Annotated in this window: 19 protein-coding genes and 3 tRNA genes; 12 read left to right on the top strand and 10 right to left on the bottom strand. The window is 72.7% G+C overall.

Annotated features, from left to right (window positions below; translation table 11 throughout):
- Nucleotides 1-117 precede the first annotated feature (117 nt).
- A complete protein-coding gene (locus ACFWPQ_RS31245; protein ID WP_384042006.1) occupies nt 118-609 on the top strand; it encodes a MarR family winged helix-turn-helix transcriptional regulator in 492 nt (163 codons plus the stop codon).
- Here ACFWPQ_RS31245 and ACFWPQ_RS31240 read toward each other — a convergent pair.
- On the bottom strand, nt 579-1,574 hold the full coding sequence (locus tag ACFWPQ_RS31240; protein ID WP_384042003.1) for a DUF3048 domain-containing protein: 996 nt from the start codon (nt 1,572-1,574) through the stop codon (nt 579-581). The two genes, ACFWPQ_RS31245 and ACFWPQ_RS31240, sit on opposite strands and share 31 nt — an antisense overlap.
- A 110-nt stretch (nt 1,575-1,684) precedes the next feature.
- Nucleotides 1,685-2,749 carry an ATP-dependent DNA ligase gene (locus ACFWPQ_RS31235; RefSeq protein WP_384042000.1) on the bottom strand — a complete coding sequence of 355 codons (1,065 nt, stop codon included), beginning with the start codon at nt 2,747-2,749 and terminating at the stop codon, nt 1,685-1,687.
- Nucleotides 2,750-2,889: 140 nt separating this feature from the next.
- Here ACFWPQ_RS31235 and ligD point away from each other — a divergent pair, with 140 nt between their 5' ends.
- Nucleotides 2,890-3,909, top strand: a complete 1,020-nt coding sequence (ligD, locus tag ACFWPQ_RS31230; RefSeq protein ID WP_384041997.1) for a non-homologous end-joining DNA ligase — start codon at nt 2,890-2,892, stop codon at nt 3,907-3,909.
- Nucleotides 3,910-4,029: 120 nt separating this feature from the next.
- Nucleotides 4,030-5,058, top strand: a complete 1,029-nt coding sequence (locus ACFWPQ_RS31225) for a LacI family DNA-binding transcriptional regulator (RefSeq protein ID WP_384041994.1) — start codon at nt 4,030-4,032, stop codon at nt 5,056-5,058.
- A gap of 28 nt (nt 5,059-5,086) precedes the next feature.
- Here ACFWPQ_RS31225 and ACFWPQ_RS31220 read toward each other — a convergent pair whose 3' ends face one another.
- The gene (locus ACFWPQ_RS31220) at nt 5,087-5,878 is read right to left on the bottom strand and encodes a VOC family protein (protein WP_384041991.1); all 792 of its coding nucleotides are present in this window, start codon (nt 5,876-5,878) and stop codon (nt 5,087-5,089) included.
- Between the two features lie 259 nt (nt 5,879-6,137).
- Between ACFWPQ_RS31220 and ACFWPQ_RS31215 the strand changes: the two genes are divergently transcribed.
- From ACFWPQ_RS31215 to ACFWPQ_RS31195, 5 genes are all read left to right on the top strand, one after another.
- The gene (locus ACFWPQ_RS31215) at nt 6,138-6,392 is read left to right on the top strand and encodes a WhiB family transcriptional regulator (protein ID WP_384041988.1); all 255 of its coding nucleotides are present in this window, start codon (nt 6,138-6,140) and stop codon (nt 6,390-6,392) included.
- 67 nt (nt 6,393-6,459) lie between these two features.
- Nucleotides 6,460-6,531: transfer RNA gene (locus tag ACFWPQ_RS31210), tRNA-Gly, on the top strand.
- 11 nt (nt 6,532-6,542) lie between these two features.
- Nucleotides 6,543-6,614 (top strand) — tRNA-Glu (locus ACFWPQ_RS31205).
- A 32-nt stretch (nt 6,615-6,646) separates the two neighbouring features.
- Entirely contained in the window at nt 6,647-7,975 is a 1,329-nt protein-coding gene (locus tag ACFWPQ_RS31200) for an SDR family NAD(P)-dependent oxidoreductase (RefSeq protein WP_384041985.1), read from the top strand.
- Entirely contained in the window at nt 7,972-9,171 is a 1,200-nt protein-coding gene (locus ACFWPQ_RS31195) for a ribonuclease inhibitor (protein ID WP_384041983.1), read from the top strand. The genes ACFWPQ_RS31200 and ACFWPQ_RS31195 overlap by 4 nt, the downstream gene beginning before the upstream one ends.
- Before the next feature lie 3 nt (nt 9,172-9,174).
- Here ACFWPQ_RS31195 and ACFWPQ_RS31190 read toward each other — a convergent pair whose 3' ends face one another.
- Together ACFWPQ_RS31190 and ACFWPQ_RS31185 are read right to left on the bottom strand one after the other, a co-directional pair.
- A complete protein-coding gene (locus tag ACFWPQ_RS31190; protein WP_384041980.1) occupies nt 9,175-10,998 on the bottom strand; it encodes an AAA family ATPase in 1,824 nt (607 codons plus the stop codon).
- Entirely contained in the window at nt 10,999-12,402 is a 1,404-nt protein-coding gene (locus ACFWPQ_RS31185; RefSeq protein WP_384041978.1) for a hypothetical protein, read from the bottom strand. It lies immediately after the preceding gene.
- 92 nt (nt 12,403-12,494) lie between these two features.
- Here ACFWPQ_RS31185 and ACFWPQ_RS31180 point away from each other — a divergent pair.
- Nucleotides 12,495-12,574, top strand: a tRNA-Trp gene (locus tag ACFWPQ_RS31180).
- A 329-nt stretch (nt 12,575-12,903) separates the two neighbouring features.
- Nucleotides 12,904-13,515, top strand: coding sequence for a hypothetical protein (locus ACFWPQ_RS31175; protein ID WP_384041976.1), 612 nt, complete (start codon nt 12,904-12,906; stop codon nt 13,513-13,515).
- Here the strand turns inward: ACFWPQ_RS31175 and ACFWPQ_RS31170 are convergent, their stop codons facing one another.
- The 4 genes from ACFWPQ_RS31170 to ACFWPQ_RS31155 form a co-directional block, all read right to left on the bottom strand.
- Nucleotides 13,516-14,361 (bottom strand): hypothetical protein, encoded by an 846-nt coding sequence (locus ACFWPQ_RS31170; protein WP_384041973.1) that lies wholly within the window; start codon nt 14,359-14,361, stop codon nt 13,516-13,518.
- Nucleotides 14,362-14,428: 67 nt separating this feature from the next.
- Entirely contained in the window at nt 14,429-15,403 is a 975-nt protein-coding gene (locus tag ACFWPQ_RS31165; protein ID WP_361290477.1) for an acyl-ACP desaturase, read from the bottom strand.
- Nucleotides 15,404-15,629: 226 nt separating this feature from the next.
- A complete protein-coding gene (ddaH, locus tag ACFWPQ_RS31160) occupies nt 15,630-16,406 on the bottom strand; it encodes a dimethylargininase (RefSeq protein ID WP_384041970.1) in 777 nt (258 codons plus the stop codon).
- A 97-nt stretch (nt 16,407-16,503) separates the two neighbouring features.
- Nucleotides 16,504-18,141: an ABC-F family ATP-binding cassette domain-containing protein gene (locus ACFWPQ_RS31155; protein WP_384041967.1), complete on the bottom strand. Its 1,638-nt coding sequence runs from the start codon at nt 18,139-18,141 to the stop codon at nt 16,504-16,506.
- Between the two features lie 352 nt (nt 18,142-18,493).
- Here ACFWPQ_RS31155 and ACFWPQ_RS31150 point away from each other — a divergent pair, with 352 nt between their 5' ends.
- Complete coding sequence (locus tag ACFWPQ_RS31150; RefSeq protein WP_384041964.1) at nt 18,494-19,339, top strand: isocitrate lyase/phosphoenolpyruvate mutase family protein; 846 nt, start codon at nt 18,494-18,496, stop codon at nt 19,337-19,339.
- A gap of 1 nt (nt 19,340) precedes the next feature.
- Here ACFWPQ_RS31150 and ACFWPQ_RS31145 read toward each other — a convergent pair whose 3' ends face one another.
- The gene (locus ACFWPQ_RS31145) at nt 19,341-19,757 is read right to left on the bottom strand and encodes an SsgA family sporulation/cell division regulator (RefSeq protein WP_361290489.1); all 417 of its coding nucleotides are present in this window, start codon (nt 19,755-19,757) and stop codon (nt 19,341-19,343) included.
- A 203-nt stretch (nt 19,758-19,960) separates the two neighbouring features.
- Between ACFWPQ_RS31145 and ACFWPQ_RS31140 the strand changes: the two genes are divergently transcribed.
- Complete coding sequence (locus ACFWPQ_RS31140; RefSeq protein WP_384041960.1) at nt 19,961-21,064, top strand: WD40/YVTN/BNR-like repeat-containing protein; 1,104 nt, start codon at nt 19,961-19,963, stop codon at nt 21,062-21,064.
- Nucleotides 21,065-21,067 lie beyond the last annotated feature (3 nt).

Raw genomic sequence — 21,067 nt, 5'->3', positions numbered from 1 at the left:
TGCCACTGTCGTCGCCACCCGTCAAGACCTGCACTGATGGCAGACGGGTGTACAGACAGGAAGGGTGGCTGCGGGTATCGTTCAGTACACCAACGAATTCGGACCACGGGAGCGCATATGGCCGCGGTGGACCTCACCACCCACCCCGGGCACCTGGCCCGGCGGCTCCAGCAGGCCCACTACCTGCTGTGGAACACGATGGTCTCGGAGGAGATCACCTCGCCGCAGTTCGCCGTGCTGAACGCGCTCGTCGCCGAGCCGGGACTGGACCAGCGGACCGTGGGGGAGCGGGTGGGGCTGGACCGGTCGACCATCGCCGAGGTCATCAGCCGGCTGGGGCGGCGCGAACTCCTCGACAAGGTGCGCGACCCGCAGGACGGCCGCCGCTTCCTGCTGCGCCTCACCGACGAGGGGGTGCGGGTCCACCGCAAGCTCTCCGTGCGCACCGCCCGGATGAACCAGGTCTTCCTGGCCCCGCTCTCGGCCGCGGAGCAGACCCAGTTCTTCGACCTGATCCGCCGGGTCTCGGACGCGGCGGAGGACCTGCGCAACCCGGCCGAGCCGGCCGAGCCGCAGGGTCAGGCCTTCGCGAACACCACCCACACCTGACCGTCGGCGAAGTTCACCGGACCGCCGTCCGCGCCCGTGAACGTGGTTCCTTCGGTGGCCTCCGGGCGCGACCAGGTGGCTTCGAACGACCGCCCGTCCCGCAGTACTTCGGCCTTCCCGGAGCCCACCGTCTCGGTGAACGGCGTGTAGTTGCCGAGCACGTCGTGGTACGCCGACTTCGTCACCCGCACGTGCTGCACCACGACCGTCGCCGGTGCCAGCCGGTCGCCGGCCGAAGTCCTCGCCGGGGTGCCGTCCATCGACACCAGCCAGCGGTTCCGGCCGGCGGACCAGGTGAAGGCGAAGCGGGCCGCCGGGTACCGCACGGTGCGTACGGTGGTGACCGTGCCGCCGGCCGGGGCCGGGCCGTGGCGGAAGCCGGTGGTGAGCGCCGATTCGCCGGGAGCCCCGTCCATCAGCCTGGCCGGGCGGAGGTACAGGTTGTGCGGGGCCGCCCGGCCGCTGCCCCGGTAGTAGGCGCCGGACGCCTCCGCGGGTGACTCCGGCCGTAGCGGAGCCCGGCGGATCAGGGGGAGCAGCTTCTTCTGGGCGCCGGAGAAGGCGAGCCTCGGGCGGTCGAACTGGCGCAGCAGCTCCAGGTCGGACTCGCGTGCGCTCCGGACGGGGCCGATGACCTCCGGGAGCCGGGTGGCGTACACCGCCATCAGCCGGCTGAGCCCGCCCTCCACCTGCTCCGCGTACACCACGTCCGCCGAGTCCAGCCCGGTCTGGGGGCGGGCCGCGGCCACGTTGTCGATCTTCACGGCCAGTACGGATCCGGTGGCCTGCGGCTCGCTCGGTGCCGGGGTGCCCACGCTCGGCGTCGGAGTGCTCTGCGGTGCGCGTCCGTCGTCCGTCGGGCCGTGCCGGGTGCAGCCCGCCGTGAAGGAGGCCGCCGTCGCAGCCGCCGCCAGTGCCGCCGTCAGTACGCTCCGGCGCGTCGGCGCCCCGAATCGCTTGCCCACCGCTGCCACCCCGTCCGTCCCACCCCGTGCGCCCCCGTTGAGCCTCTCGATTGTGTGCTCATCAGGTCATCGGAGGCCATACCTGGTCGAAACCGATCGGGGACGGACGGTCAGGACCCCAGGATCTCCGTGAGGTCGTAGCGCACCGGCTCCTCCAGCTGGGCGTAGGTGCAGCTGTCCGGTGTGCGGTCCGGGCGCCAGCGGCGGAACCGGGCCGTGTGCCGGAAGCGCGCGCCGTTCTCCATGTGGTCGTACGCCACCTCGGCCACCCGCTCCGGCCGCAGCGGCACCCAGGACAGGTCCTTCTTGCCCGACCAGCGGCTCGGTGCGCCGGGCAGCCGGGCCGACTCATGGGCGGCCTCCTCCGCCCAGGCCGCCCACGGATGCCCGGAGACGTCGGCCATGCGCAGCGGCTCCAGCTCCTCGATCAGCTCAGCCCGCCGCTTCATCGGGAACGCGGCCGACACGCCCACGTGCTGGAGGGCGCCCCGGTCGTCGTACAGGCCGAGCAGCAGCGAGCCGACCACCGGGCCGCTCTTGTGGAAGCGGTAGCCGGCCACCACGACGTCGGCCGTCCGCTCGTGCTTGACCTTGAACATGGCACGCTCGTCCTGCCGGTAGCGCAGGTCGAGCGGCTTGGCGATGACCCCGTCGAGGCCGGCCCCCTCGTACTGCTCGAACCACCGCCGGGCCACCTCGACATCGGTCGTGGCCGGCGCCAGATGCACCGGCGGGGTCACCCCCTCCAGCGCCCGCGTGAGCAGCGCGCGGCGGTCGGTCAGCACCATGTCGAGCAGTGACTCGTCGGCCAGTGCCAGCAGGTCGAAGGCGACGAAGGAGGCGGGCGTCCGCTCCGCCAGCGTGCGCACCCTGGAGTCCGCCGGATGGATCCGCTCGGTCAGCGCGTCGAAGTCCAGCCGGCCCTCCCGGGCGATGACGATCTCCCCGTCCAGCACGCACCGCTCGGGCACCCGCTCCTTCAGCGCCGCCACCAGCTCGGGGAAGTACCTGGTCAACGGCTTCCCGGTACGACTGCCGAGCTCGACCTCGGCACCGTCCCGGAACACGATCGCACGGAAGCCGTCCCACTTCGCCTCGTACTGCATGTCCGGCGGGATCGTCGCCACCGACTTGGCGAGCATCGGTTTCACGGGCGGCATCACCGGCAGATCCATGCCACGACTGTACGAGCGGTCCCCGGCGCGCGCTCGTCACGCGGCACCTCCGGTTCGGGGCCGGGACCCGTCGTCTCCCGGACCCGGGGATCGTGTCGAGCCGATATGCGCGGTGGGGGTGGTGCGCCTACCGTGGCCGCATGGGCGATGCGGTGCAACTGGAGGTGGCCGGCCGGACCGTACGGCTGTCCAGCCCGGACAAGGTGTTCTTCCCGGAGCGCGGTTTCACCAAGCTGGACGTCGCCCGCTACTACGCGGCCGTCGCCCCCGGCATCCTGCGCGCCCTGCGCGAGCGCCCCACCACCCTGCAGCGCTACCCGGACGGCATCGAGGGCGAGTGGTTCTACCAGAAGCGCGCCCCCAAGGGCATGCCCGACTGGATCCCCACCGCCCACATCACCTTCCCCAGCGGCCGCACCGCCGACGAGATGTGCCCCACGGAGGAGGCCGCCGTGGTGTGGGCGGCGCAGTACGGCACGCTCACCTTCCACCCCTGGCCGGTGCGCCGCGACGACGTCGACCGGCCCGACGAGCTCCGCATCGACCTGGATCCGCAGCCCGGCACCGACTTCGCCGACGCGGTCCGTGCCGCCCACGAACTCCGCGCCGTCCTGGACGAGTTCGGCGGCCTGCGGGGCTGGCCCAAGACCTCCGGCGGCCGTGGCCTGCACGTCTTCGTGCCCATCGAACCGAGGTGGACCTTCACCCAGGTCCGGCGCGCGGCGATCGCCGTGGGCCGGGAGCTGGAACGCCGGATGCCGGACCGGGTGACCATCAAGTGGTGGAAGGAGGAACGCGGCGAGCGGATCTTCGTCGACTACAACCAGACCGCGCGCGACCGCACCATCGCCTCCGCCTACTCCCTGCGGCCCCGCCCGCACGCCCCCGTCTCCGCGCCGCTGCGCTGGGAGGAGGTCGACGACGTGCGGCCCGCGGACTTCGACCTGGCCACGATGCCGGCCCGGTTCGCCGAAGTCGGCGACGTGCACGCCGACATGGACGAGCACGCCTACTCCCTGGACGCCCTCCTGGAACTCGCCCGCCGCGACGAACAGGACCACGGCCTCGGCGACCTGCCCTACCCGCCGGAGTACCCGAAGATGCCGGGCGAGCCCAAGCGCGTCCAGCCGAGCCGGGCGCGGCCCGAACAGCCTTCCTGACGACGTCACTTGGGGGAACCTCGCCGGCGGTCGGCGAGCGGTGCCGCCCCGAGAGCGCTCTGACCGCCTTCCGGCGCCCGGGACTATGCTGATCGTCAGCCGCCGACGAGGAGGGCCGAGGTGTCCGAGGCAGTGTCGCGCCCCACGCTGGAGGCCGTGGCCGCGCGGGCCGGGGTCTCCCGGGCCACCGTGTCACGGGTCGTCAACGGCGGGGACGGTGTGCGCGAGCCCCTCGTCGAACGGGTGCGCCGGGCGGTCGAGGAACTCGGCTACGTCCCCAACCAGGCGGCCCGCAGCCTCGTCACCAAACGGCACGACGCCGTCGCCGTCGTCATCGCCGAACCCGAGACCCGGATCTTCACCGACCCCTTCTTCGCCCTCCAACTGCGCGGCATCAGCAAGGAACTGACCGCCCAGGACAACCAGCTCGTGCTGTTGCTCACCGAGGGACGGGACGACCACGCACGGGTGGCCCGCTATCTCGCCGGCGGCCATGTCGACGGCGCACTGGTCTTCTCGCTCCACCTCGACGACCCGCTGCCCGGACTGATCGAGGGCGCCGGCGTCCCCACCGTGTTCGGCGGCCGGCCCGGCTGGAGCGGCGGCGCGAAGAACGCCGTGTACGTCGACTGCGACAACCGGGGCGGTGCCGAGGACGCCGTGCGCCACCTCGTCGGCCTCGGCCGGACCCGGATCGCGCACATCACCGGGCCGCTGGACCAGACGTCGGCCGCCGACCGCCTCCAGGGATACCGGGACGTCATGGGGGAGACCGATCCACGGCTGGTCGTCGCCAGCGACTTCACCCCGTCCGGCGGCGAGCGCGCCATGAGCGAGCTCCTCGACCGCTGCCCGGACGTCGACGCCGTGTTCGCCGCCAACGACCTCACCGCGCTCGGCGCCCTGCGCGTCCTGCGCGAGCGCGGCCGCCGGGTGCCCGAGGACGTCGCCGTGATCGGCTTCGACGACGTGCTGCCCGTCGCCGAACAGACCGAGCCCGCGCTGACGACGGTCCGTCAGGACATCGAGGAGATGGGCCGGCTGATGGCCCGGCTGCTGCTGACCACGCTGAACCGCGGCGAGCCGGCGACCGGCGCGCCGGCCGGCGTCGTCCTGCCCACGACACTGATACGGCGCGCGACCGCCTAGCCGCCCGTCTCCGCTTTTGCGCCCGCCCTCAGGTCTGCTGCGGCTCGCCCTTGATCACCGCGAAGCGGGCGCCGTACGGGTCGGCCAGCTTGGCCATCCGGCCCACACCCTCCAGCGTGGTCGCCGGCATCCGCACCCGGCCGCCCGTCTGCTGGGCCTTCTCGACCACCGCGTCCGGGTCCTCCACCTCGAAGTACGGCAGCCAGTACGCGCCGGCCTGCGCCTCGGCCGGGTCCTCGGCCAGCGGGACCATCCCGCCGAACATCGACGCGTCGTCACCGCCCGCCGGGTTGACGCAGGTGTAGGTGCCGCCGGGGAAGGGCACGCCGGAGGTCTCCAGACCGAGTGTCTTGTGGTAAAAGGCCGCGGCGGCCGCGATGTCCGGGGTGTACAGCTCGACCCAGCACAGCGAACCCGGATCGCCCGCCACGTCGACGCCCTTGGTCAGTGCCGGCTGCCAGATGCCGAAGGGCACCCCCGCCTGGTCGGCGAGGATCGCCAGGTGGCCCTGGCCCATGACGTCCATCGGCTGGGCGAGGACGCTGCCGTGCGCCTGCTCGGCCGCCTTCGCGGTGGCCTGCGCGTCCTCGCTCTGGAAGTACACCGTCCAGGACGGCGGACCCTGCTCCGGGGTGGTCTGCATACCGCCGGCGACGGTCCTGCCGTCCAACTGGAAGAAGCCGTAACCGCCGGCGTCGGGCCCCGCCGACTGGAACTGCCAGCCGAAGAGACCGTTGTAGAAGGAGATGGCGCCGTCGATCTCGGGTGTGCCGAGGTCGATCCAGTTGGGAGCGCCGTTGACGAAACGGGTGGTGAGCATCGTCGCCCTCCTCGGAAGGGTCCTGTTCTCTGCTGCGCCGAGTCTTCCACCGTCCACTGACAATCGCTGCCCGACCACGCCCACCGCAGGCCGGTTACCGTGGGTCACCCGACGCACTCGGCGAGTTTCGGAATCGTTCCGCGCGCCGCCGTGCGCGGGCGTGGCGCGCAGGCGCATGATCGAGGCTGCCGTGGTCTGTCGCCGTCGCGTTGAGCGGGCGTTGATCGAACGTTTTTCGCCGCCCGGCACGATCCTGGCCATGCACTTCGACACCGTCATCCCGCCCCGCACGCCCGTCCCGGCCTGGCAGGCGCAGGCGTTGTGCGCGCAGACCGGGGCGGACTTCTTCTTTCCCGAGCCCGGCAGCTCGGTGCGCGAGGCCAAGCGCATCTGCGGTATGTGCGAGATGCGTGCGGCCTGCCTGGAGTACGCGCTGGACAACGACGAACGCTTCGGCGTCTGGGGCGGTCTGTCCGAGAAGGAGCGGCTGGAGCTGCGGCGCGCGTCCCGTTGAACCCACGGCCGCCCCGGAAAACGCGTACGGCCGTGCGTCCCTTCCCGGTTATCATCCGGGCACGCGGCCGGACGTAGCGCAGAGGCAGACGCACCGCCTTGCCGAGGCGAACACGCCGGTTCGAATCCGGTCGTCCGGGCCGCGTGACGAGGTCCTGTAGAGCAGAGGCAGACTCGCCACCCTCTCAAGGTGGATACGCCGGTTCGAATCCGGCCGGGACCACGGTACGGCGGACACGGGGCTGGGCGGGGCGGATGAGCGAGGCGATCACCGAGGCGGAACTGGCCGCCTTCCACCAGGTGGTGGGGAAGCTGCGGGCGCTGCCCGTCGACGACCCGGTGCGGCTGCGCGCCGAGCAGGTCGCCGCCTCCTTCGCCCGCGACGGACGGCTGCGCCGCCGCAGGACACGGAGCGACGAGGTGTCGACGGCGGACGCCGCGACGATGGCCGCGACCGCGACCGGGGCCCTGGACCGCCGCGAGGACGCGCCCCTTGCCGTGCCCGGCGCCGGCGGCGTCTTCCGCAAGCCGCGCACCTGCTACGTCTGCAAGTCGCCCTATCGACACGTCGACACCTTCTACCACCGGCTCTGCCCCGACTGCGCCGCCGACAACACCGCGCGCCGCGCGCTGAGCACCGACCTCGGCGGCCGCCGGGTGCTGCTCACCGGCGGCAGGGTGAAGATCGGCTTCCAGCTGGCGCTGATGATGCTGCGCGACGGCGCCGAAGTCCTCGTCACCTCGCGCTTCCCGTACGACACCCGGCAGCGCTTCGAGGCGGTTCCGGGCAGCGACGGGTGGCTGGACCGGCTCACCGTCCTCGCCGTCGACCTGCGCGACCCGCGCCAGGTCCTCGGCCTGTGCGAGGAGTTGCGGCAGGAGGGGAAGCCGCTGGACGTCCTCGTCAACAACGCTGCCCAGACCGTGCGCAGACCGCCCGAGTCCTACGCCCTGCTGGCCGCCGGCGAACCCGAGGCGCTGCCCCCGGGCGCCCGGCAGGCGCCCGGATTCACCCCGATGCGCAGGCTGGCGGGCTCGGCCGCGGCCCTGCCCGTCGCGCTGCGCGAGGCCGACGAGGCCGGGCTGCTGCCCGATCCGTCGCCGGAGAACTCCTGGTCGGCCCGGCTCGGCGCCCTCGACCCCGCCGAGGTCCTGGAGACCCAGCTCGTCAACGCCCTGGCCCCGGCCCTGTTGTGCGACCGGCTGCTGCCGCTGCTGCTGGCCTCGCCGCACCCGCGCCGGTACGTGGTCAACGTGACCGCCGTCGAGGGCCGGTTCGCCGTCCGCAACAAGATGGCCGGCCATCCGCACACCAACATGGCCAAGGCCGCCCTCAACATGCTCACCCGCACCAGCGCCACCGAACTCGCCGAGCGGGGCGTCCACATGTGCGCCGTGGACACCGGCTGGATCACCGACGAGAACCCGGCGCCGAAGAAGGCCCGGATGGCGGGCGCCGGCTTCCGCACCCCCCTCGACATCGTCGACGGCGCGGCCCGCGTCTACGACCCGATCGTGCGCGGCGAGGCCGGGCACCCGGTGTCCGGGGTGTTCCTGAAGGACTACCGGGAGGCGGAGTGGTGACCGAGGACCCGCAGGACCCGCAGGACCTTCGGCGGGACACCTTCGCCGGTGTCCCGCACGTCGTGCCGCGCCCGGCCGCCGAACTCGCCCCGCTGCTCGACTGGTTGCGGGCCGGCCGCCCGGCGGGGGAACGGCTGGACTTCGCGGCGGGCACGGCCCTGCCGGACGGCCGCCTCGACCTGTGCAAGCAGGACGTCGGCGCGGCGGGCGCCGCCCTCATCGCCGAGGCCCTCGGCCAAGGGCCCACCCCGGTACGGCACCTGCTGCTCGGCACGGACGCGCTCGGCGACGAGGGCGCCGAAGCCGTGGCCGGTTCCGGCGCCGAGGTGGAGACGCTCTACCTGGGCTGCAACGGCATCACGGCGGGCGGTGCCTGCCGGATCGCCGACCAGCTGCGGGCCTCGCCGCAGGTCGCCACCGGGGTGTGGCTCAAGCGCAACCCGCTGGGCGGCGCAGGCGGGCAGGCCGCCGCCGAACTCATCGAGTCCGCACGCTCCCTGCGCACCCTCGACCTCGTCCAGACCGGACTCGACCCGGACGGAGCGGCGGTGCTCGCCGACGCGCTGCTGGCGGCGGCCGGCAACGGGCGCCGGATCGAGCGGCTCTTCGTGGGTGGCAACCCGCTGGGCGCGGCCGGGGCGCGGGCCCTGGCCGCAGTCGTCGCCGGCGGCGGGCTCGGTGAACTGTACGTGTCCGCCGCCCGGTTGGGGGACGCGGGCGCGCTGGAGCTGGCCGACGCCCTGGAGCGGGCGCCGTACGGACGGCTCACCCGGCTCGCGGTCGCCAGCAACGGCATCGGCCCGTCGGCCGCCGCCCGTCTGGTGACCGTGGCGGCCGCCGCCGGAGTGACCCTGCTCGACCTGGGGCGGGTCCGCGCGGCGGCCGTGCTCGCGGCCGCCGACAACCGGATCGACCTGGCCGCCGCCGACACGATCGGCCGGGCCCTGTCCGGCTCCGAACACCGCCTCGCCCACCTCGTACTCACCGACACCGGGATGCGCAGCCGCGAAGCCCACCGCCTCCTCGACCACGCGGACCGAGCCGGCACGGCCACCCGCTACCGGCTCGGCGCCGGCATCGCCGCGAGTGTCAAGCGCCGCCTGGCCGACCTCAGCTCCCACATCCCGGCTCCCGCCGTCCCGGCCGACGTGGCCGCCGTACGCAGCGTCCACCGGACCGCGCCGCCGGAGGCCTGACCGTCAGCTCCGGCGCAGGTCCGTGAAGACCTCCATCCAGTACCGCTGCTGCCGCTCGGATGCCCCCACCAGGTAGGTCGCGCGCAACTTGGCGGGGAGCAGCGCCACCAGGCGGCCCACCGCCGCCCGGTGTCTCTTCAGCTGGGACAGCTCCGCGTTGGCGAGGATCTGGTGCACCACGTCGCTGTCGTCACCGCCCTCGTCGGAGTGCGCGGCGGCCCTGCGCAGCCGGGCCTCCCAGGCGTCGACGTCCCGGGCCAGCTCGCGCAGACCGGTGACCGGGCGGCCCTTGAAACGGTCCACGAGGGCGGTCAGCGGCACCGGCGCGTACTCGCCGTCGCCGAGATAGACCGTGCCCATCTCCAACGGCAGCCCCTTGCGGTGCAGCTTGACCAGCCGCTCCAGGGTCCGCTTGGTGATCCAGGCCCGGCCCTCGTCGTCGATGTCGTGCTTCCACCACTCCAGGACCGTCTCGGCGTCCCGGCCGTACCGCGCGAGCAGCCACTCGTTGGCCGGGATGTCCTCGGGCTCGACCAGCAGCGACGCCGTGAACCGGGTCGCCTGGGCGATGTTGTTCCGCGACACCAGAAGCTTGCGGCCCAGGTGGTACGGCGGATTCTGCACGGCTATCTGGGCCCGCAGGTTCTCGATCCGGCGTCCCGCCAGCGACCACTCCTGGGTGACCTCCATCAGCTTGGCGAACGCGGCCTTGTCCTTGGGCCGGTTGTACTCGTCCCACACGATCGCCTTGGGCTCCGGACCCGTGAAGGGCGCGGCGAGGAGGTTGTCGAGCGTGCCGTCGGGGGACGGGACGGGTGCGCACAGGTCCTCGACGTTCGTCACCGGCAGCGAGAAGTACAGGGCGTCCCGGCCCAGCCCCTCGCGCAGGGTCTCCCGGACCAGCTCCGTCTTGCCGCAGCCCGGCGGCCCCTGGAGCAGCACCGTCCACCGGTTGCGCAGCGCCGCCCGCACCACCCGCCGCACCGGGTCCGCGACCGTCGCCGGGTTGGCCACGCCCACGCTCGCCGCGATCCGGTCGAGGATCTCGGCCGTGCGGTTCTGCCCCGGCCGTCCGTCCGGGCCCGGCTCGGCCAGCCGCAGCCGCTCGCCGTCGACCAGCGGCAGGCCCCAGCGCAGCGGGAAGCCCTCGCGCGCGTTGGCCAGCACATGGTCCAGGGTGCGCGGGGAGAACAGCTCGCGCAGCGCGGGGGAGAGGGACGCCCACAGCGAGAAGACCGGACGCAGGTCCCACGGGCGGTACTTGGCCGCGAGATGCCGACGCCACGACGTGTCGTTCGCCGAGATCCGGATCGTCACCATGCGGTCCAGGAGCGCCAGGTCACCACGGCGTGCCGAGGTCTCCGACAGCGACTCGTTGTCGGTCAGGAACACGCCGACGCAGCCCAGGGCGCGCAGATCGTGCTCGCCCAGCGACCAGTTGCACGCGATCTGCATGAGCTGCGACTGGATCGTGTCGCCCGCCTGCAGCGAGTCGTCGATCAGCAGCACGAACGGCCGGCCCGGCCTGAGCTGGCTCATCACCAGCTGGCGCAGCACCAGTTCGCCCGTCTGCGGGTCCCGGACCGGCGCGTTGACCAGCAGGTCGTCCGGGGTCAGGTTCGCCGCCGGCACGTACACCAGGGTGGTGTCCGGGTGGGCGCGGGCGAGGTGCGAGAAGAACGTCGCCGTCTTGCCGATGCCGTGCTCGCCGAAGACCTGTCCGGTCTGCCCCAGGTCGATCATCGCGTCGATGAAGGACTCCAGACGGGAGGCGGTGGGCTCCGGTGTCTTCTGCGCCTGCTGTGTCTTCTGCGTCTCTGTGGTCATCTACCGCGATCCCGTGGTGACGCGATGGCAGTCCATCGCGGGTGTGTGCGTCTCGGGCCAGTCGTTGCCGCCCTCGGTGATCAGCCAGATCCATTTCTCCGGCTCGGCCGGGGTGATCGGCGGCGCGTATCCGTCGGTGAGGACGACGACCGCGTCCGGGTCCACCTCGCAGCGACGGCCCGCCACCTCGGTACGGCCCTCCACGTAGTCCGCGACCGCCTGGAAGCTGGTGCCGCCCCCGCCGTACACCCTCTCGCCGGGCCGGAACGGCATCACCACGGCGTCGAAGGACAGCCAGTGCGCCGCCACCCCGTCGATCCGGCCGACGAGCCGGGTGAGCCAGTCGATCACCCGGTCCGGCATCGAACCCGAGGTGTCGTAGGCGATGACCAGCACCTTGTCGCGCACCGGGCCGCGGCGGGCGAGCATCGGGTCCTGGCCGAGGGCCGCGAGCAGGGCGCCGCGCTTCTTCGGGTACACCAGCCGCTCGCCGTCGCGCAGCCGGGAGCCCAGGACGTCGACCAGCCAGCGCTGCCACCAGTCGACGGTCCCGGTGCGGGTGGTCTCGCCGCGCAGCATGCCCGCGCCCAGCCTGCCCCAGAGCTTCGCGGCCCGCGCCGAACCCTCCTCCGTGCGGTTCATGAGGTCGAGCAGCTCGCGCTCGGCGCCCGCGTGGCCGCGCCGGGCCGCCAGCAGGGAGTTGAGCAGCGCGGACGAGGTCACCGCGTCGACCGTCTCCTGGTCGGCGGGGACCAGACCGGCCACCAGGTGCGGGCACAGCGGCGGCGGCGCCGGCGGATCGCACATGCGCTTCAGCTCGCCGTAGATGCGCATGTCGGTCTCGATGAACTCCTCGTACGCGAGGGGCTCCAGGCCGTGGGCCGTCAGGTCTTCGAGGTAGGTGTCGTGCACCGCGCGCGGGTCCACGCCCGTCGGCCGGCCCGCCACCAGGGGCAGCTCCGTGCGGCCCAGACGGACCAGGGCCACGTGGTTGATGGCGACCTCGGCGGCGAGCGTGAAGACCGGGTCCTCGCGCAGTTCGGGACCGGCCAGGAGATGCCGGTGCACCAGATGCCGGGCCTCGTGGAACAGCACGAACTTCACGCCGTCCAGGCCCAGTCCGACGAAGAAGTCCGGGTTGTAGAGCAGCAGACAGGTGCCGTCGCCCGAGGCGACCACGGCCGCCGTGTCCACCGCCGTCGTCGGGATCTGGTGCGGGCACTTCGAGTACAGCCACGAGGCCACCGCCGACTCCGTCAGCCCGAAGTCCAGCAGCGCGGCCTCCTTCAGCCGCCGTGCCTCCGCCACGACCTCCGGATCCGCCGGGCGGTAGGCCTCGAGTGCCCTGCGGTCGGCCAGGTCGACCACGAGAGGGCGTGGCCGCCCCCGCTCTCCGTACGCCATGTGCCGTCCCCCGTGCCGCAGTTCCCCCAGTGCTCCATTGGTACCAGCCGGCACTGACAACGGGCCAAGGCATTACGATCTGGCGCAAGGGCGGGGCCGTAGCGCAGAGGCAGGCGCACCGGTCTCCAGAACCAGAACACGCCGGTTCGAATCCGGCCGCCCCGCCCCCCCAGAGTCGGCCCGGCCGATGCCGACCGGCACGATCCGGCGTCCGCCGACAACAGCAGGGACGGGCGGAGGCCTCGGCAGCGGGGGCGGGCGAGGGGGCCTCGGCGAACCGGTGGGGCATGGCGGCCGGCTTTCCCACGCCGACGGGTACCGGATGCGGACCCCGGTCACCGGATACGAGCCCCGGGCACCGGAACGCTCCCGGCGCCCGCGTCGGCGGCCCTTCCCACGTCAGGAGCCGTGCCGCCGGGTCGCACACCGGGCCAGGCATGCGAGCGGCCCGCCCGAGCGGCACGCTGGTAGGAGAGCGACATGGTGATGGGAGGAGTTCCCATGGGACACACCGAACAGCGACCCGCCACCCGGTCCCGGGCCGAGAAGCCCGTCGGTGCCGGAAGCGTGTTCCTCTCCTTCGCCCCATGGGTCATCTTCGGCGTCGTGGCCAGCCCCAGCACGTGGGAGTACGCGGCACTGGCCGCGCTGATCGCCGCCGCCGTGCTCTCCGGCAAGGACATGCTCCGGGGCCGGTTCTTCCTCCTGGACATGGTCGCCATCGTGTTCTTCGCCGTGCTCTGTGTCCTCGCCCTGGCCCTGGACCGCCACGAGCTAATCTGGCTGGAGACGTACGCCCAGGTCATCTCCAGCGCGGTCGTGGCCCTCGTGGCGCTCGGCTCCCTGCTGTCCGACCCCTTCACCGCGCAGTACGCCCGCCACTCGGTTCCCCGCGAGTACTGGGACTCGCCCGTCTTCAAGCACGTGAACACGGTGCTGACGGCGGCCTGGGGAGCGGTCTTCGCGCTGATGGCCCTCTCCACCTGGCTGGCCATCCTGATCCCGGCGGGCAGCGACTGGTTCGACTGGGTCGTCCCCGTCGCCCTGCTGGTCTGGGCGGTGAAGTTCACCGAGCGCTATCCGGACCGGTACAAGCAGCGGGTGGGGGCCTAGTCAGGCGATGGCCCCCGCGGTCCTGACGAGTTCCCTGGTCGTGCCGTGGAAGGTGTCGAGGAGCTGGGCCAGTACCGCCCAGGCCTCCTCGCGGTCGCCCAGGTGGTCCCGGACCAGCGGGCGCAGCGCGTCCCCGGCCTCGGCGGCGCGGCGCGGGAACATCACGTGTCCCAGGGAGAGCACCTTCAGCACGTCCAGGGCCGGTCCGTGGTCCAGTGCGTAGTCGGCCGGCCCGCCCAGGATCCCCGCCTGGCGGACGCGGAAGTCGAACTTGCGGTGGCTGCCGAACTGGGCGCGCAGCGAGGGCGGGCAGTCCGGGCGGACGGACAGGGCCCAGCGGACGTAGCCGGGCAGGGAGTTCTCGCGGTCCGCCTCGGCGACCGTCTGCCAGTGCTCACGCCGGTAGACCATGGAGGTGGCCTGCCGCGCGGCGGGCATGGAGGCGGACGCGCGCAGGGCGGGCACCAGTCCCAGGCGGGCGACCGGCTCGGGGACCGGCGGTGCCTCGTAGTCGTCGCGCAGGACCTGGTCGACCTCCACCGCGAGCAGTCGCCCCGGGCCGAACGGCACCCCGTCCAGAATGGCCCGCTGCAGCGCCGTGTCCCGGTGGGTGAGCAGCCGCCAGACCACGGTGTTGAGATCCGGGTCGTCCTCCTGGAGCATCCACAGCACCACCGAGGACGGCAGCGCCGGCAGCCCCCAGGGGATCCGGCGCCTGGCCTCCCGGAGGTCCTCGGGTGCGGGCCGGGGCAGGCCGACACGCGCGCGTACCCGGTCGGCGTCCGCGGAGTCGATCAGGTCCAGGAGGAAGCCGACCGCCCGGCCGGAGGTGGTGTCAGCACGCATGCGCGCATGATGCCGCAGGCCACCGACAGGGCGCACCGGGAAATCCGGGCGCCCGTCCGTGGTGGCGTCACGCGCCGGCGCGCGCCGCCATCCGCGCCTTGCGCGCGGCCAGCTTCTCGTCGAACTTCGTGGCCTCCGCGTCCAGCCCGCCCATGAACAGACCGAGTTCCTCCTGCGCCTGCAGGCCCTCCGGGCCGAGGCCGTCGATCTCCAGGACCTTCAGGTGGCGCAGCACCGGCTGGAGCACGTCGTCGTGGTGGATACGCAGGTTGTAGACCTCGCCGATCGCCATCTGGGCGGCGGCGCGCTCGAAGCCGGGGATGCCGTGGCCGGGCATGCGGAAGTCGACCACGACGTCCCGCACCGCCTGCATGGTCAGGTCGGGGGCCAGCTCGAACGCGGACTTCAGGAGGTTCCGGTAGAAGACCATGTGCAGGTTCTCGTCGGTCGCGATGCGGGCCAGCATGCGGTCGCAGACCGGGTCGCCGGACTGGTGGCCGGTGTTGCGGTGCGAGATGCGGGTCGCGAGCTCCTGGAAGGCGACGTAGGCGACCGAGTGCAGCATCGAGTGCCGGTTGTCCGACTCGAAGCCCTCGCTCATGTGCGACATCCGGAACTGCTCCAGCTTGTCCGGGTCCACCGCGCGCGAGGCGAGCAGGTAGTCGCGCATCACGATGCCGTGCCGGCCCTCCTCGGCGGTCCAGCGGTGCACCCAGGTGCCCCAGGCGCCGTCCCGGCCGAACAGCGAGGCGATCTCGTGGTGGTAGCTGGGCAGGTTGTCCTCGGTGAGCAGGTTCACCACCAGCGCGATCCGGCCGATCTCGGTGACCTTGGACTGCTCCTTCTCCCAGACCTGGCCGTCCTCGAAGAAGCCGGGGAAGTTACGGGCGTCCGTCCACGGCACGTACTCGTGCGGCATCCAGTCCTTGGCGACCTTCAGATGGCGGTTCAGCTCCTTCTCGACCACTTCCTCCAGGGCGTACAGCAGCCGCGCGTCGGTCCAGGCGGACGAGCTGCCGAGATGGGGAGAAGTGATCGTCACGAGAACTCCAGGGGGACGCCGAACAAGAGCGGATGAACGGGAGGAGACCGGCGAGCGGTACCGGAACCTACGTGATCGTAGGCTACGAAACCGTAGGTTACGAAGCCGTAGGTTAAGTGTGCTGTAAAGACTGCTGATCAGGCCCGGTGCGCAAGGCGAATCGGGACATGCCAACCAGCCCAGGGACTCGCAGGTCCCGGGGCTGAAGAGGTGAGACGATCACCCGTCAGGCGTACAACTCCCGCAGCCGCACCGAGAGGCACGTCACACATCCCTCCAGTTTCTCGAACTCGGAGATGTCGACCGTGACCACCTCGTGGCCGAGGTCGGTCAGCAGTTCCGCGGTCTTGGGGGCGCTCGCCGACATCAGCAGCTTGCCGCCGCCGAGCAGCACCACATGGGCGCCCGCGTCCTCGGGCACCGCCAGGAAGCCCGGGAACAGCGAGGGCCGGTCCACGTTCGGGATGTGCCCCAGAATCGTTCCGTCGGGCAGCGCGGTCACCGCCGACTTCAGGTGCAGCACCTTGCTCACCGGTACGGCGACCACGCGTGCGCCCAGCGGCTCGAACGCGGCCCGCAGCTGCTGCACCCCGGCCGCGTTGGTCCGCCCGCCGCGGCCGACGTAGACGGTGTCGCCGACCTTGAGGACGTCACCGCCGTCCAGGGTGCCCGGCTCCCAGATCCAGTTCACCGAGCAGCCGAGGCGGGCCACCGCCTCCTCGACGCCGGCCGTCTCCTCGCGCCGCGACTCGGCGCCGGGCCGGGTGATCAGCGCCACGTTCCTGTACATGACGACCGTGTCCTCGACGAACACCGAGTCCGGGCAGTCGTCCTCCGGGTCCACCTCGACGGTCTCCCAGCCGTGCGTGCGCAGGGTCTCCGCGTACGCCTCCCACTGCTCCTGGGCGAGCTCGACGTCGACCTTCTCCCGCTCGATGTGCGTCACCAGGCCTTCGGCGAGGCGCGGGCTGGGGCGGCGGATGAGGGCCTTCTTGCTGGGCACGACGGGTCTCCGGGGTCGGGGTTCGGCCCGGCGCCCATGGCGGGGCGCCGGACCGCCATCATGCAGGGCGGGTACGTGTCGACAAAACCCCCCGTTGTCAGGCTGTGCCCTCCCCGAGACGCGCCACCTCCTCCGGCGACGTGGCGGTCAGCTCCCCGTCCGCCATCAGCAGCCATCGCGTGATCCCGATCGACTCCAGGAACGGCAGGTCGTGACTGGCCACGATCAGGGCGCCCGCGTACGACTCCAGGGCGGTGGTGAGCTGCCGGACGCTCGCGATGTCCAGGTTGTTCGTCGGCTCGTCCAGCATCAGCAGCTGCGGCGCGGGCTCCGCCAGCAGCAGGGCCGCCAGCGCCGCCCGGAAGCGTTCGCCGCCGGAGAGCGTCCCCGCCTGCTGGTCGGCCCTGGCGCCCCGGAACAGGAAGCGCGCGAGCCGCGCCCGGATCCGGTTGTTGCCGGCGTCCGGCGCGAACCGGGCCACGTTCTCGGCGACGGTCAGCTCCGGGTCCAGGACGTCCAGCCGCTGGGGCAGGAAACGCAGCGGCACGTGCGCGTGCGCCTCGCCCGCGACCGGCGCCAGCTCCCCGGCGATCGTCCGCAGCAGCGTCGTCTTGCCCGCGCCGTTGCGCCCGATCAGCGCGATCCGCTCGGGCCCGCGAAGATCGAGGATCCCCTTCACCCGCGAGCCGTGCGCGAGTTCCAGGTTCTCCAGCGTCAGCACGTTCCGGCCCGGTGGAACGGCCGTGTACGGCAGTTCGACGCGGATCTCGTCGTCGTCCCGCACCGCCTCCACCGCCTCGTCGAGCCGCTCCTTCGCCTCGCTGAGCCGTTCCTCGTGCATGATGCGGTGCTTGCCCGCGGACTCCTGGGCCGCGCGCTTGCGCGCCCCCATGACGATCTTCGGCTCGCGCTTCTGCTCGAACATCTTCTGCCCGTACCGCTTGCGGCGGGCCAGTTTGACCTGGGCGTCGGACAGTTCGCGCTTCTGCTTGCGGACATCGGCCTCGGCGACCCGCACCATGCGCTCGGCCGCCTCCTGTTCGACCGCGAGCGCCTCCTGGTACGCCGAGAAGTTGCCGCCGTACCAGGTGACCTCCCCGGTGCGCAGGTCGGCGATCTGGTCGACCAGGTCGAGGAGTTCACGGTCGTGGCTGACCACGATCAGCACGCCCGGCCAGGACGCGACGGCCGCGTACAGCCGCCTGCGGGCGAACAGGTCGAGGTTGTTGGTGGGCTCGTCGAGCAGCAGCACGTCCGGGCGCCGAAGGAGCAGCGCGGCCAGCCGCAGCAGCACCGACTCGCCGCCGGAGACCTCGCCGACGGTCCGGTCCAGGCCGATGTGGCCGAGCCCGAGTTCACCGAGGGCGGCCAGGGCGCGCTCCTCGACGTCCCAGTCGTCGCCGACCGTCTCGAAGTGCGCCTCGGACACGTCACCTGCCTCGATGGCGTGCAGCGCGGCCCGCTGAGCGGCGATGCCGAGCGCCTCGTCGACGCGCAGGGCGGTGTCGAGCGTGACGTTCTGCCGCAGGTGTCCGACCTCGCCGGCCACCTTCAGGGTGCCGTCGGAGGAGGTCAGCTCACCGGCGACGAGCTTCAGGAGTGTTGATTTCCCTGATCCGTTGACGCCGACCAGGCCGGTGCGGCCGGGGCCGAAGGAGATGTCCAGGCCGTCGAAGACGGGGGAGCCGTCGGGCCAGGCGAAGGACAGGGACGTGATGGTGACGGAAGCAGACATGGGCGCCTCGCGGTTGCTTGCGGTGTCGGGGGCAAACGCGTGTCGAGACACCGCGAGGCAGCAGCCGAGAGGGCCAGGGGGAGATCCTGTGCCGGGAGGACGGCTCACACGCCGAGGTCGAACGCCACAGACACACCTCACGGGTGTGACGCGGTGTCTCAGGACCTCAGACGAGCAACGTCCTTCTCCAATCGGCGACAACAGGACGTGCACCACCGTAGGAGCGGGCCCGGCGAGGCGTCAACGCATTAAACCGCGGCGTCAACGCGTCGAACGCGAGCCCGGCCGGCCTCCACATGCATGTCGGATTCCTGCCAGCCTCCCTCCGGAACCGGGTGGTTGAGTCGTCCGCATGACGACGAACCAGAGCACCCTCCGGGACCGCGCCCTCGCCTTCCACGCCCTGCACGTCCCGGGGCGGCCGCTCGTCCTCCCGAACGCCTGGGACGCGGTGAGCGCCCGGCTCGCCGAGGACGCGGGCGCCGCCGCGGTGGCGACCACCAGCGCCGGGCTCGCCTGGGCCCTCGGCGCCGCAGACGGCGACCGGCTGGACCGGGGGCGTGCGCTGGAGGCCGTGGGGCGCATCGTCGCCACGGTGCGGGTTCCGGTCAGCGCCGACATCGAGAGCGGGTACGCCGAGGACCCGGCGGGCGTCGCCGACACCGTCCGCGCGGTGCTCGCGGCGGGCGCGGTGGGCGTCAACATCGAGGACGCCCTGTACGGCGACGAGGAGGGGAACGGGCCACTGCGGTCGGTCGCCGGGCAGGCCGAGCGGATAGCCGCCGCGCGTGAGGCCGCGGACAAGGAGGGTGTGCCGTTGTTCGTGAACGCCCGGATCGATACTTTCCTGCGCGCCGCCGGGGGAGTGGACACCACCCTGGAGCGGGCCGCCGCCTTCCGGGCCGCGGGCGCCGACGGGATCTTCGTCCCCGGGGTCGTCGATCCGGAGACGGTCAAGGAGCTCGTCGAGGGAGTCGACGGGCCGCTGAACGTGCTGGTGGGCCCGGGCGCGCCGGCCGTCGCCGAACTGGCCGCCCTCGGCGTGGCCCGGGTGAGCGCGGGCTCCGGCCTGGCCGAGGTCGCGCACGCGGCCGTCCGCCGCGCCGCGCGGGAACTGCTGGACGCGGGAACGTACGGCGCGCCGGCGGGCGGGCTCGGCTACGGCGAGCTCAACGCCCTGCTGGCGCGGGAGAGCTGACTCAGCAGGCGTCCCGCATCAGTTCGGCCAGGTCGTGGTCCAGGTCCAGCTGGAGGTGTTCGAGACCGGTGGGGACCAGGTCGCCGGTCGCCTCCAGGAACCGGCGTATCTCGCCCGTGCGCACATGGATGACGGCGGTGCCCTCGGGGGCGTGGAACTCCAGCACGGTCCGGTCGTAGCCGTACGGCCGTACCCGGACGTCTCCGCTGCCCTCGGGGGCGTGCAGGCCGGCCGCCAGCAGCTCGCGGGAGAACGTCCAGCAGACGTCGACCCCCTCCAGGGTGGCCGGGGCCGGGAAGGTCATGCGCACGGCGAAGGGGTCCTCGCGGTCGTAGCGCAGGGTGGCGGGAATGCTCGGCATGCGCGGTGACGCGGCGACCAGGCGGGCCTCTACGGGCTGCTCGATGACGATGGACAACGCCTTGCTCCCTCGTGACGGCTGTACGAATTTCCGGGCGTGTGAGACCTGGCACTGGAAGAGACGACGGAAGCGGCCGATCCGTGCACGCGAAGTGCGAGTGACCTCCGTCACCGGTGCTATTCACACCCGGGGCTTACCTGCCACGCGGGGCTGAGGGGTCCTCTGGACGGCGCCGTGACGGTCGGCTAGCTTCGCGCGCCATGAGGCGCTTGGGGAGCACGCGACGCACAGGACGAGCCCGACGTACCGGCCGGGCGGCCGTGGTGGGGGTGGCGTGCGCGGCGGCGCTGGCCGCGCTGACCGCCGGTTCCGCACAGGCCACGACGCGGGCACCGCACTGGGTGCTGAAGGACACCGGCACCCCGGACGTGCGGTTCCGGGGCCTGGCCGCCGTCGACCGGAACACCGCCTGGCTGGCCGGTACCGGCGGCACCGTACTGCGCACCACGGACGGCGGGACGAGCTGGCGGAACGTCTCTCCGCCGGGTGCGGGCGACCTGCAGTTCCGGGACGTCGAGGCGTTCGACGCGCACCGCGCGGTGGTGCTGGCCATCGGCGAGGGCGAGGCGTCCCGGGTCTACCGCACCGACGACGGCGGCCGGACCTGGACGGAGTCCTTCCGCAACGCCGACCCCGCCGCCTTCTACGACTGCATGGCCTTCTTCGACCGCCGCCACGGCCTCGCCATGAGCGACCCGGTCGACGGGAGGTTCCGCATCCTGTCGACGAGCGACGGCGGCCGTTCGTGGCGCGTGCTGCCGAACGACGGGATGCCGGCCGCCCTGGACGGGGAGGCGGGCTTCGCCGCGAGCGGCCAGTGCCTGGTCACCTCCGGGCCGAGGGACGCCTGGCTGGCCACCGGCGGCGGCGCCCACGCGCGCGTGCTGCACTCCACCGACCGCGGCCTGACCTGGACCGCCGCCGACACGCCCGTCCCGGCGGGCGATCCGGCCAAGGGCGTCTTCGCCCTCGCCTTCCGCGACCGCGTCCACGGCCTCGCGGTCGGCGGCGACTACCGCGCCGACCAGGCCTCACCGCAGGCGGCGGCGGTCACCCCGGACGGCGGCCGCAGCTGGCGGCCCGCCGCCACCCCGCCGCCCGCCTACCGCTCGGGTGCCGCCTGGCTCCCGCACAGCCGCACCACGGCGCTCGCCGTCGGGCCCACCGGCACCGACCTGACCACCGACGGCGGCCGCACCTGGCGGACGGTCGACACCGGCTCGTACGACACGGTGACCTGCACACCGGATCTCAGCTGCTGGGCGGCCGGCGAGCAGGGGCGGGCGGCACGCCTGGAGAACTGACCC

The organism is Streptomyces sp. NPDC058464 (assembly GCF_042721035.1).
In the GTDB taxonomy this organism is placed as follows: domain Bacteria; phylum Actinomycetota; class Actinomycetes; order Streptomycetales; family Streptomycetaceae; genus Streptomyces.
This window is presented reverse-complemented; position numbering and strand designations above follow the sequence as displayed.